Below are 11,668 nucleotides of genomic sequence, written 5' to 3'. Positions count from 1 at the left end.
TTTCCGCCACTATCCCTTTCGAGCCTGTTTTGTTTCCGGTAGTATCCCTTTCGAGCCCCTTTTATTAAGTGTAAAAACGGCTGTAAACGTTGGTGTGTATAGCTTACAGCGTTTTAATTGTAATTCTCGTCCCTCTCTTTCTCTCCACTAATCGGTTTCAAGTACAGAATGACCGTTATTAAGCGTTGTCTATTTCTGTCTGCACTTTAGACATTTGCGGACAGAATTTCGTTTTTAACTGCGTAGGTATGCGGTTTTTTGGACGTTCCTTATAGATATATATATAGGGCGTTTATTTAGATAGTCGAATGAGTTGCTCTTAAACTCATTCAGCAGCTCTGCTGCTTCATTCGTGCATTCATTCGCTTACGCTCATAAATGCGCCATTCTTCACTACGTTAAAATACTCCAATATATAGACCACCCAAGATATATAGATATAACGGATAATGGCGGACTACTACGTATATATACGCTATATAGACTAATGGCGGTTTATATTGGTATAGATCGTTAGTAATGAATGGCGCAGGAGCGCAGCGACTGCAAAGGTTTTGACCTTAATACCGCTATACTCCGTACACCTACGCCCCCAACCCCCGTACTTTAGTATCACGGTTAAAACTCGTTTTCGGACATGAACAGACGTTTATATATGTGGTGTACGGTTTCTATCCGTGACATATTTCGTATAAAAGGCATAAAAATAGCGCTCACTATTGAAAGTGAACGCTGCTAATTCGGTATTCTATCCGGCTTTATAAGTTATTATGATATTTCCGTCACAGTCTGACACGGTAGTATATCCATTCTCGTCAATCCGGTATTTAACGTCTTTGGTACTATTAATTTTCGTTATGCTGTCGTTTAATTCGACGGCTGTTTTATGCGGCTCTGCTATTTCTGCAACACGTTGAAATTTTACTATACTTTCATCTCTTTCCTGTTGGCTGTCTGCCAAGCGAAAACCATTTCGCCCTTTTATATCTACGAATTTTATTAACGCACCGTTGAAAAAATTATCTCCATATTCAGCTGATAAATGTGATAAATCTACCTCGCTAATTTCGTCCAAATTCTCGTAAGGTACGCTGCTCATACATGAAGTAATTCGTTCTATCAATAAATTTAAATCTTGTGTCATATGTAAAAACGCCTCCATTCTCGTAATAAGTTAAGTATATCGAACATAAAAAAGAACGCCATAAAAGGCGCTCCAGGTGTCGAAATTACTTCTGTTTGTATACGTTAATTGTCATATCTTTACCAACGTTTAGACCATCAATGTAAAATGTTTGAGAACCCTCATCATCGTTGACTTTCGCAATGTGACCGATCTTATTGGCGCTGTCTAATTCAATCAGCGTATTTCTTAAAATATCGAGATATTGAATTAAATCAGAAAAATCTGCGCTTTCGGTTTCTTTGGCCGGAAAGTAACTGTAATGAATCGAATTATCATCGGTAAGCTGCACTTTAAACGGAAAATTAATGTCTGAATTGACCGCCATTATTTCTTTAATTAGTGCCGCATGGCTGCCTTTATTGGCGTACTCTAATGTGAAAATATCATCTTTATATTCCTGCTCTGCGTTGTGCTGTTCAATCGTTTCTTGTAAGTTCATGTGTTTATCCCCTTTAGAATAGTATTCTTCTATACCTATACATTACGTTAAATATAGCAAATAAACATAGTGTAAACATTATTAATTTATGCGCTGTTGGATTGGCTGCGATTACTTCATAAGACAAGGTGTAAGCCACGACTAAAGACGTAAGTATTAACATATGTGCGCCCTCCTTTATAAGTATTATGAATTGGCGTTGAGTAACCCTTAATTACAATATAACGTATAAGCGTAATTACGTCAACGAATAATTTATTATACCGATAAACTAATAGCCGTACATATGCTATAATTCGGATAACACACGAAAAGAGGACGATTAAATGACGACTAAAATATTTCTAACGATAAAAGAAGTAATGGAAAAAGAACGGATCACACAAAAATTATTAATTGAGCGTACAGGTGTCCGCCCTGCCACGTTAAGCAAGTACGTTAATAACTATGTCAGCCGCATAGATTTTGAAGTGATGGCGACTATATTAGATGGAATTAATGCGATAACAGAAAAGGACTACACTATACACGACTTAGTTAAGAGTGAGCGTAAAGACTAGAATATTTAAGCTCACAGCCGCACGGTACAGGGCGCAGCAGACCGCCATACTATTACGGGTAGGTTTATACCTTTTGGCGTAGTCAATCGCTGTGCTTGCGTATGGTAGGCTATAAACGGTAAATAAATCGAATGGGGCACGGTACCCGGTTTAAAAACTTGTGAGAAACGAAAGCACCACAATTTGACCGCCATACGTGCGATTTAAGAGGCGTTTAGACACGACTGTATACGTTTGGTATCAATGAGCCTTGCGGCTCTGTATGGCGCTGTATGAGCCGTTTAAAGCGATTGTATGTATAACGTACATATATCCGTAGATGTAGGAATATATACAAGTGTAATAAGGCGTATACAATGTACGACATACTTAGAGGGCTATGTAAGCAGGTTAAACAACTGATATGAAGGCGTTTATAATATAGATGTGTACAGCGTACGTATATCCGTAAATATAGAGATATGTATACGTATTATATGACGTGTACAATGTACGCTATAAGATAGTTGGAATGTATACGATATATACACGCCAATAAAGGAGGATGAAACGATTGAAATACATATATACGAAAGACTTATTGAAAGAGATAAATGCTAAAGGGATCGACATTAAAGATCATACGCTGCGCCGCTATATCCGTGAGATTGAAAACGTAGGATACACCGACATCAATAAAGATGAGCAGGGCGCTAGAATATTCGATATATATGATAAAGCTGTAATATTGGCGCTAGTAAATAAGATCCAACTTGAAAAGACAGCCGTTAAGACTGCCGTAAACGAAGTCATGGGCGAATTGGACGACATACGGAAAACAGTAGATAAACCGATTAATGTACCCGATAATATTGAGAATAGCAGCGAAATAGCCGACATGTTACGTGTAGTTATCGAACAGAATGAGCGTTTATATAGTAGAATCGAAGAATTAGAAAAGAAAATTGACGATCAGCAGGCGCTTAATTCCGCCGAAGAAGTTAAAGAGATTGCCGCAGACATTGGCGAACATGAAGATGTACAAACAGCAGACAATGACGAACATACAGACGTGTACCCGGACGTACACCAAGACGAGGGAAGTACCGACACGACAACGAAAGAGGGCGTACATGAAAGTGTACAGACGGATATACAAGACGATGTACATACCGCAGATACGCCGGCAGAACAAAAGAAAAAGCCTAGCTTAATCGCTAGACTATTCGGCAGAAAATAAAGATTATATAGTTAATTTACCGATTGCATTTCGGTAATGTAAGCGTTAAGATTGATTTAACTTAAATGAATCGAAAATAAAAAGGATATTCAGGCGCTATAGTTGTGTTGGACGCACACTATAACCGTCAACCGTGAACTCACCACGGCAACACTTCCGAATATCCTTGTTATATATTAGATTATACCCATATAGTAACCGATATTCTCGGCATATTCAAGGTATAAAACTATTGTAACAGGGATAAATATATACATTTCGTATATTCAAGGTGTAGCCGACTAGGTCAATTGACAGCGGTTATACCTTTTTGTTTTCCAAAAATACTGGAGGACAACGAAATGACATACGCAATGATACAACTACAAGACTATGCAACGTTTGAAACTATCGAAGAAATGGACGAGAATGTACGCCACTTTAACCGCCAATTAAGCAAGGTACATTATGAGACATTAAACCTATTGAAACAGTATTCACTTAAAATTATTGGTGTATCTCATTTGAAAATCGACACGATCGCAGCGAAATTAAACAAGTCACGCCGAACAATCGAGAATCATATACGCTACTTAAAAGATCAAGGATATATTACCGTTGTAAATACAAGCCGTAGAAAGCAGGGCGGCAAAGGTGCGAACGCTTATGTAATTAACACGATTAACTACCGTAAGAAATGGCTTAAAAGTAATAATTGCGTATCGAAAGTTGCGCATCGTAACACTTATAAATACAATCGACTAAAGCAACAGGCACAAGCGTTTGCATACTTGAAAGTTAAAAAAGAAACTATAGAATCTTTAAGCTATATTAATTCTATAAAGAGTACAGAAAACCGTAATAATAGTGATATTGAGAATATAAGAATTTGCCCCAACGGTGTACCCGAATATATTTGGAATATCATGCGACCATTCTTTAACGATAAAGAAATACAACGCATTTATTTAAACGTGAAGAAAGATATGCAATTCTTTAACAAAACGCATACAGTCGAAGAGATTAAAGAAGTTATAGAGATCGCCATTAAATCACTATTAAACGCTAAACGTGATTATAAAGCAGGTAGACGACATACAGACGTACACAATCCAGTAGCCTATGTATCTGCTGCTGCATGGCATAGAGCTGTAAATATCGAATTGGGGAACGATATTGACGATTATATTAAACCGGTCGAACACAACGGGTACAGAACGCTGTACGCTTAAATTACTGCGATAGTATATACTGGCATTAAATCGAACGTTAAGAGGTGCTTTTATGTCAGATAAAAAATATAGTGACGATGATGTTAAACGGATTGTACAAGAGGCATTGAGGCAGCAACAAGAGGACGATCAGCGTATTATAAACGAGGCAAAGAATGACAAAGAACAAAAAGATGAAGTTGAGATACCCGATTATTTAAGGAAAACACCGCCTAAAGAATCCGTTCCAAAACATTGGAAAGTTAAGGAAAAGAATATTTCTGAAATGCGTACTGGCTGCGGTATTATGCTTTTAGCGCCTATCATATTTGTGATTTTAATAATACTGCTTTTAATGGGCGGAGCAGGATAGACCGCCAGTAGTGTATGTACTTTATTGGCGATTGTGTAGGCGATAAGGATAGGCGCAGGAATGAGCGGCAGCGAATGACTGCAATGTTTTAATATCTTTATAGTTCGATGATTACCGATACCGTACCCGTTTAAAAAACTTGCCGAGAATATTTTTCACATCGACACTTTCCGTTTTCAAAGTCGATTTTAAGAATCGGTTTAATGTCGTCCAATTATCCGATATGTAAATAAATGTCAACGATATTAAGAGGCGATCACATTTCCGCTTTCCTTCTAATTCATACCGATATAGTAGGCGTTAAGCTATGCGCCCCAACGGTTTAAACGATTTACGCAGGGTACGGGTAAACGCTCATTTAAGGAAGTTTCCGCATTGTGTTCGCCAATATATATGCGAGGGAATGGCTGCGGATTGATGGCGTAGATAGTCCGTTGTGATGGCGTCCAATTGCGAGGGAATACGTAGCCTATTCGTTGAGTGTGTGGCGATGTCAATGGCGGAAGGGATTGCGATGAGGTAATTGGACTGGGGAGACGGAAGAATGTTCGTGTGTGGGCGTATGCTAGCGGTATCGAGGTAGAAAAGTTGTGCGGTTTCAAAGTTACGAGACAACACCAATCAGCCGAAACAGTCCCCGCCCCGTCCGCCTATATTCAGCTATATCTCTGCTTATACTGGCGGTTATCCCTGCGTATAATGATCGTTATCGAGTGTATAAAATAGTGTCCGTTTATTCATTCGATAATGTCACATATTACTCTATTGTTTACGTTTTGGTTATGTATAATCGCTTAACAGTTGATTACGTTCATCATTCGTCAGTCAAACGTTATCATATCAACGTTCATGCGAAAGAGTTGCGATAAAGCTTGACAACGAAAGTTTACGTAACGTGTGTTATAGGAAGTTGATTCTTTCGCTTATACACATTATACATATCGAATGAATACGAAAGCTATTCGTTTACCTGCGTTCACTAATCGTAATGATTACGTTTTACTTATCGTTAATGATAAGCGTATGTTATCGGTAGTGATGGCGTAGGGTGGCCGAGTTGTTGAGCCGTCTGTACTATACATAGTTGCCAGGTATATACGCATACTCTCGGTATAGGCACGTACTCATACGCCATGACTACGCTAACACATCGGATAGACTGCGTACACACACGACACACATATACGCATAGCCTTACGCATAGCCTCACGCACAGGCAGACGGATAGCAGGCGCATAGCACACGCCTATAGTACGCCACATACACCGCATAGCACACGCTTACACCACGCCTACACGGCTGCTATACATACGCCTGTACTACGTCAGTAGACTGTCAACGGCAGGCATGACGGCATAGACACGGTATAGGTACGCCATAGGACGGCCTACACTCGCCACATAGACACGGTATAGACACGGCATACAAGGCGCATATACCACGGCATATAGGTACGCATATAGTCCGCCAATGGTACGGCTCATACTCGGTATAGCCTTCGGATAGAGGGCGGCTCATGCTCGGATAGATAGGCGGATACATAAACGGCATAGTCTGCGCCCCTTTAATTCGAGGCTCTGCCTCTCATGCAGCAGCGTACCTTGCTGCGCCTATCATACATACGCTATTACATTCGCCAATAAGTATACAACGTATACTATCGGTATGCAGCGTACACAATCCGTATACACTATATATTACGTACACATACAGCGCCGTACAAGCGACTTCATGGACGATTACCCACGTTAGATAACTAACTGCGCTGTAAATAGCTCTGTCAGCGTTGATATATCTACATTTACGCATAAGAATAGCCCCACGAAATTAATCGCAGGGCTTGGAATCGATAGCTTAATCGTTTTCAAGCGATCAATGCTAATTGTCGGCGGCTGAGTTAGTTCCGCCTGTACGTTTTTTGGCACACTGTAAGATTTGCGGTTAGAAACGTACTATAAAAGACTGCCGCAATTCTTTCGAGAGTGAGACGTGAAGGTGTTTCCGCACCTTTACGGACTTCTAATAAGCCTTTTATACCGTCAATGCTTAGGACGGTTATATGCGTATAGTTACGCTATGTACAGCGGCAATTAAGCCGCCGCTCGATATTTTGGATAAATTGGCTGACGAAAGTCACACCGTAGTTTAACGTCAAATTGCGGACACGCTTATATTATGTAGTAAAGACGATCAGTACATCCAGGACTGACCGCCTAATTTATCGAGTTAACTCTCGGAAAGTTTTTGCCGTGCCTTTCACACGTGCGGTTTCAGTCCGCTATAGTGCAGACTTAAACGGAGGCATGAGAATAGTTTATAGCCTTTACTCTGTCGGGCTTGATGGCGTTCACATAGTCCGCCATTTTAATATGTAAGCAGCGAAAGGGTAGAGACACCCTAACGCCTACGCTAGAAACTTGTGAGAATAAGAGTTCTCCACAAATTTATTAGTCGCTATAGTTTATCGTCATCAGCGCCATTCGGACGTGTTTTATATTACTGTCTTGCGTTTCTCTGACGTGTTAAGTCCGATCCCAGACTATTACCGGCATACATCTCATCACGTTCGACCTGCTGACGGGCAGACGGCTGCTGTAATGTTGTGATAATGTCGCCATTCTTACTTTCAAAAGCCTGTCTGATTGCTGCACGTTGTTTCTGCTTAATTCCTAAACTTTCCGCAGATGGCAGCTGCTTAATGGCGTCAGCAATAGGAATCGAATTGCCCTCGCTCAATCTGTCTACAATGATATTAAACGTAATTCCTGCATTTACAGATTTATCTTCGTTTCCATAAATGATTTCTCTCAATTGTGGTAAATGTTTTTGTACCGCAACCAATTCAGAATCAGATAAATGCTCTAACGTTTCCATAAATTCTTGTGCTGCTTTATCATAATCAGCGTAAGCGTTCGCTATAAACCTATTTACATAGCTTTCAGCCGTCACTTTATCGCTCTCGGTTACTTTTGTTGTCGCCAATAATTGCGCCTTTTCAGCCTCTTTAATTAGGTCGTGTCGGGCTTTTTCGTAGTCTTTTCTAATCTGCTCGGTTACTTCTTTTTCTTCTTCACGTAGTAATTTTATCTCATAATCTTGTTTGCCTTCGATTAAAAGTGCAGGGTCATTTGAGTTTTTTATCTTCTCTTCTTTGCGTTTGTATTCGTCAGATAAAGCGTTAATCTTGTTTTCAGCCTCGTTCACAATGTCGGCGTTAATCTCTTCGACTGTACCGCCTTGTTTCCACTGTTCCGCAACTTCAGCGCTATCTGTGAAAGCTAAGTCCCCTTTTCCGAAAGTTGTGCCGTTTTCGTTTTCAACTGCTCCATGCGTTTGTTTAACGTAGAAATATCTTGTGTTTGTCATAATTAAATTTCCCCTTTAGTTTTAGTTTGTTTTATTGGTGTAATATTACAATTTTAAGAATCGTGACAATGCAGATTTACGGCTGCTTTTCGGTAAGTTTTTAAATAGATTTAATATAGCTTTATCATCATCGGCGGTTAATTTTTTAACCTTGCATAATGTAATAAATGCTCCGACATCTTTTAAATCTTTGCCATAAAATCTTTTGATGTGTGCCGTCAATTCTCTGTTATCAAGTACGCTTTGACGTTGTACCTGTTTTGTCTGCAGCTCTTCTTTAGCTCTGTTTAAACGCTCTGTAATATCTTCGCTGCCATCAAGTTCGATTGAACTGATCGGGATATGTTCAACGTCATTAATGTTTTTTGTTTCCAATCTTAACGTCTCCTTTTCTCATATGCTTGTCGTGCTATTTTCTGCCCGTATTCATATTGATTTTTATAAGAATTGGCCGGCTCTGCCTCTTTCGCTGCTCCGAAACCTGCGGACGGATTGCCGAAACTGCTTTGATATGCGGCTGTGATATATAAAATAGTCTGCTGAACCTCATATTCATTCGTAAAATCTGTGACATCCATCAGTCCGCTATATTCATCTTCCCCAAAACGTTTTATGAGGCTCTGCATTTCTGCCTGTCGCTTTTCTACGGCATTGATACCGTCTATCTCTTCGATTGCTGAAAGTGTATCGTCTATTTCGGTCTGCATGGCGGCCAACTCTTCAGATTTAGCAGCCTTGTATAAGTCCGCTTGATTAGCGGCCACATACTTAACGCCCTCATGCTCGATGATTTCATACTGCTGTTCGTCTGAACGTTCGCCAGTCTGCACATCAACGGTTACGCCGTCGCTTTGTTGTGCATTTGTGCTTTCGTCTGTCATCGTCTCGCCTCCTCTATTGTTCACGTACTTTGTTTTAATGTTTTGAATGCTTCTCTCGCCTCTGTAATCTGCGGAATTAAATACAATACTTCAATTGGTATTGTGTGAATCCATGTAAGGGCTTCTGGTGGTATAGTATCCGCATACTTAATTATTTTTACTTCGCTTTTTTTATATTGAAGTTTTCTTTTAAATTTCTTTCTGTCTAACTTATCCCCGTCTATTACGTAAAGGGCTATCATATCTATATCTTTGTCTTTACCTTCTTTTTTATGTTTATCTTTTATCATCATATGAAAATATGTGAGTTCTTCTCTATCAGCTAAATAAACAATACCGTCATTGCTCGGCTTTAACCCCTGATTATCTATGCTTTCACAATTCTCTGCTGGTGTCGCATGATAGTATTTCATTGTCATTCTTCAGCTCCTTTATCGGTTATTTATCGTCTTGCCTTTGCTTATTCGGTCAATGTAGATTTCCGTAATCGTTGCGCCGTCTGCTTTATGTTGATCGTAATAGATAATGTAGTTGCCGTATTTTTCGTGTGTGTGTCGTTCTCTCCACGTTTTAACCGTCAAAGTATCAGCCCCTTTACTTCTTACTATCGTTATAATTCGCTTGAAACTCGTAAAATTCGGCCGCTGATAACAGATTTCCTATACTTGGATATTCAAGCAATAAATCATAGTAATTAGTATATTTATATATATCTATCGTCTCTGTTTCTCGCTGCTCGCCGTCACTCGTCCGCCATTTCTTCGGGCTGCTGCTCATAGTGCTGCCTCCGATTTGATTTCGTTTTTAAGTCGTAGTATCCGCTCGGCCTCTGTAATGATTGATTGCGGTACTGTTTCTTTTAACTTAGACGGGACTAGCAAGCTGTTTGAATAACCGCTCTCCCACTGCTGCAGACTGCTCAACCCAACGCCGATGAGCTGGCTAAAATCTGCGCTATTCATTCCATAAAGTTCGCGGATCGTCTTGCATAACTCTTTATCCATATTCATTTTTATCACTCCTTTTTATAATTCATATTCAGACCAATCTTTTAATAGATTACGCATTCTTTTTGCAGGTAAATACAGTTGAATGTCTTTACCGTTTCGGATCCTACTTCTAAATATCCATTGCAACATATCCGCAATAGCCCAACCGTCTGAATCATATTCGACACCATTACCCGTGAAGAATTGGCGGATATTTGGATTAGGGTATCTATCGTAAATGTAGGCGATACAATAACCATCTGCGTATTTATTCGTACTCTTTTCCGATATACTCATGCGACACTCTTCGCCTACAAAACTCTGCGGCCTAATATACTTGTGCATATCTTTTATAGTCGACCAATATTCTGTACCTTTATCTTTATCACGATGGTTTAAAAAGAAGTTACGAATATTCTTCGAGATTAAACTTATTTGCTCTCTTCCTTTTTCGGTACTTGATAACGACTTCAGTCCTGTTGTCGAAAGCCTGACATCTTTAATGTTTTCGTTGTATTTACCGTCATAAACTGTCATGAGATCATGTAAAAATTTACGGTTTTCATTTTTCGGATTGTATTCGACTAATTTATACATCGCTTGACTTTCGTCATAGTCGACCGCATGAATATCGTATTTAATTTCTAACGTATCGTAGTACATTCGCATTTGAGAATATTTGAAAAGATATGTACAGACGGTAACCGTTTTAAAGCTCCGTAGTAGCCTATCGTTAAACATTTTTACAAACGCTTTTGTACCGACCATGTATAATGTTTGTGCTTTAGTAAGCATATAAATGCTTTCGTATTGAGTGTTTTCGCCTACTTCGTCATTTAACCAACGCACCCGACCTTTTTCGTCTACGTCAATCATTTTTGCGATATTATACAGAAGTTCAACGTCGCCACGTTTCATGCTGTCGATAGTTTCGATTACATCAAGCGCCTCATCGATAATTAAATGATATTCATAGTCTTCTAATAATTGAATTACTTCATTATCTGCGTATCTAAAAAGTTGATGAGTGCTTACAATATCGAGGCCACCTCGAATAAGATTTTTTAAGTCTGCTAATTTAGTTTTAGCTCTTGTTTCACTGTCAGGCTCGTACATTGTTCTATTTATCACATTCTTCCTCACTCGTTTTACTTCATCTAAATAAGGAGTAATGTAAATGAATCGTTCTGAATCGCTGCTATTATTAATCTTTTGTATAATATATTGAGTTTTTCCGGATCCCATTAAACTGTCGATAACCTCGAATTTAGTCAAAGTTAATAACCTCCATTAATTAAGTTGTTAGTTAAAACTTCCCCTCATAAGTAAGAGCGGTACAGCCAAGTTCTAAGTTGCAGAAAGGAGTGAAATAATTAAAAGTGTCACAAAGTTGTCAATATTATTCTTTAATAAAATTAATTAGACGATTTCCGCCACTATCCCTTTCGAGCCTGTTTTGTTTCCG

At 39.2% G+C, this 11,668-nt stretch carries 14 protein-coding genes; 4 read left to right on the top strand and 10 right to left on the bottom strand.

Annotated features, from left to right (window positions below):
• Positions 1 to 748: 748 nt before the first annotated feature.
• Positions 749 to 1,144, bottom strand: a complete 396-nt coding sequence (locus H625_RS0108515; protein ID WP_026859535.1) for a hypothetical protein — start codon at positions 1,142 to 1,144, stop codon at positions 749 to 751.
• Between the two features lie 85 nt (positions 1,145 to 1,229).
• Complete coding sequence (locus tag H625_RS0108510; protein WP_026859534.1) at positions 1,230 to 1,625, bottom strand: hypothetical protein; 396 nt, start codon at positions 1,623 to 1,625, stop codon at positions 1,230 to 1,232.
• Positions 1,626 to 1,951: 326 nt separating this feature from the next.
• Here H625_RS0108510 and H625_RS0108500 point away from each other — a divergent pair, with 326 nt between their 5' ends.
• The 4 genes from H625_RS0108500 to H625_RS0108485 all read left to right on the top strand — a co-directional run bounded on the left by H625_RS0108500 (position 1,952) and on the right by H625_RS0108485 (position 4,967).
• Complete coding sequence (locus H625_RS0108500) at positions 1,952 to 2,185, top strand: helix-turn-helix domain-containing protein (protein ID WP_026859533.1); 234 nt, start codon at positions 1,952 to 1,954, stop codon at positions 2,183 to 2,185.
• Between the two features lie 553 nt (positions 2,186 to 2,738).
• Complete coding sequence (locus H625_RS0108495; RefSeq protein WP_026859532.1) at positions 2,739 to 3,404, top strand: hypothetical protein; 666 nt, start codon at positions 2,739 to 2,741, stop codon at positions 3,402 to 3,404.
• 341 nt (positions 3,405 to 3,745) lie between these two features.
• Positions 3,746 to 4,615, top strand: a complete 870-nt coding sequence (locus H625_RS0108490) for a helix-turn-helix domain-containing protein (protein ID WP_026859531.1) — start codon at positions 3,746 to 3,748, stop codon at positions 4,613 to 4,615.
• 52 nt (positions 4,616 to 4,667) lie between these two features.
• Complete coding sequence (locus H625_RS0108485) at positions 4,668 to 4,967, top strand: hypothetical protein (RefSeq protein WP_026859530.1); 300 nt, start codon at positions 4,668 to 4,670, stop codon at positions 4,965 to 4,967.
• A 2,496-nt stretch (positions 4,968 to 7,463) separates the two neighbouring features.
• Here H625_RS0108485 and H625_RS0108480 read toward each other — a convergent pair.
• From H625_RS0108480 to H625_RS0108445, 8 genes are read right to left on the bottom strand one after another with little or no spacing between them, the layout of a single operon-like run.
• Entirely contained in the window at positions 7,464 to 8,333 is an 870-nt protein-coding gene (locus tag H625_RS0108480; RefSeq protein ID WP_026859529.1) for a hypothetical protein, read from the bottom strand.
• Between the two features lie 45 nt (positions 8,334 to 8,378).
• Entirely contained in the window at positions 8,379 to 8,708 is a 330-nt protein-coding gene (locus tag H625_RS0108475; RefSeq protein WP_026859528.1) for a hypothetical protein, read from the bottom strand.
• A gap of 2 nt (positions 8,709 to 8,710) precedes the next feature.
• Positions 8,711 to 9,214, bottom strand: a complete 504-nt coding sequence (locus tag H625_RS0108470; protein ID WP_026859527.1) for a hypothetical protein — start codon at positions 9,212 to 9,214, stop codon at positions 8,711 to 8,713.
• Positions 9,215 to 9,234: 20 nt separating this feature from the next.
• Positions 9,235 to 9,633 (bottom strand): hypothetical protein, encoded by a 399-nt coding sequence (locus H625_RS0108465; RefSeq protein ID WP_026859526.1) that lies wholly within the window; start codon positions 9,631 to 9,633, stop codon positions 9,235 to 9,237.
• 12 nt (positions 9,634 to 9,645) lie between these two features.
• Positions 9,646 to 9,795: a hypothetical protein gene (locus H625_RS13620; protein WP_156897212.1), complete on the bottom strand. Its 150-nt coding sequence runs from the start codon at positions 9,793 to 9,795 to the stop codon at positions 9,646 to 9,648.
• Positions 9,796 to 9,808: 13 nt separating this feature from the next.
• Positions 9,809 to 9,991 carry a hypothetical protein gene (locus tag H625_RS0108455; RefSeq protein WP_026859525.1) on the bottom strand — a complete coding sequence of 61 codons (183 nt, stop codon included), beginning with the start codon at positions 9,989 to 9,991 and terminating at the stop codon, positions 9,809 to 9,811.
• Entirely contained in the window at positions 9,988 to 10,224 is a 237-nt protein-coding gene (locus tag H625_RS0108450) for a helix-turn-helix domain-containing protein (RefSeq protein ID WP_026859524.1), read from the bottom strand. The genes H625_RS0108455 and H625_RS0108450 overlap by 4 nt, the downstream gene beginning before the upstream one ends.
• Positions 10,225 to 10,239: 15 nt before the next feature.
• Positions 10,240 to 11,478, bottom strand: coding sequence for a DEAD/DEAH box helicase family protein (locus H625_RS0108445; protein ID WP_026859523.1), 1,239 nt, complete (start codon positions 11,476 to 11,478; stop codon positions 10,240 to 10,242).
• Positions 11,479 to 11,668: the final 190 nt, after the last annotated feature.

The organism is Jeotgalicoccus psychrophilus DSM 19085 (genome assembly GCF_000425845.1).
Taxonomy (GTDB): domain Bacteria; phylum Bacillota; class Bacilli; order Staphylococcales; family Salinicoccaceae; genus Jeotgalicoccus; species Jeotgalicoccus psychrophilus.
The sequence above is the reverse complement of the archived record's forward strand: the minus strand, read 5'-3'. Positions and strand labels throughout refer to the sequence as shown.

Excerpts from the sequence above, each read along its gene's own strand:
- H625_RS0108515 (WP_026859535.1), bottom strand. The coding sequence starts at position 1,144 with ATGACACAAGATTTAAATTTATTGATAGAACGAATTACTTCATGTATG.
- H625_RS0108510 (WP_026859534.1), bottom strand. The coding sequence starts at position 1,625 with ATGAACTTACAAGAAACGATTGAACAGCACAACGCAGAGCAGGAATAT.
- H625_RS0108500 (WP_026859533.1), top strand. The coding sequence starts at position 1,952 with ATGACGACTAAAATATTTCTAACGATAAAAGAAGTAATGGAAAAAGAA.
- H625_RS0108490 (WP_026859531.1), top strand. The coding sequence starts at position 3,746 with ATGACATACGCAATGATACAACTACAAGACTATGCAACGTTTGAAACT.
- H625_RS0108485 (WP_026859530.1), top strand. The coding sequence starts at position 4,668 with ATGTCAGATAAAAAATATAGTGACGATGATGTTAAACGGATTGTACAA.
- H625_RS0108480 (WP_026859529.1), bottom strand. The coding sequence starts at position 8,333 with ATGACAAACACAAGATATTTCTACGTTAAACAAACGCATGGAGCAGTT.
- H625_RS0108470 (WP_026859527.1), bottom strand. The coding sequence starts at position 9,214 with ATGACAGACGAAAGCACAAATGCACAACAAAGCGACGGCGTAACCGTT.
- H625_RS0108465 (WP_026859526.1), bottom strand. The coding sequence starts at position 9,633 with ATGACAATGAAATACTATCATGCGACACCAGCAGAGAATTGTGAAAGC.
- H625_RS0108455 (WP_026859525.1), bottom strand. The coding sequence starts at position 9,991 with ATGAGCAGCAGCCCGAAGAAATGGCGGACGAGTGACGGCGAGCAGCGA.
- H625_RS0108450 (WP_026859524.1), bottom strand. The coding sequence starts at position 10,224 with ATGAATATGGATAAAGAGTTATGCAAGACGATCCGCGAACTTTATGGA.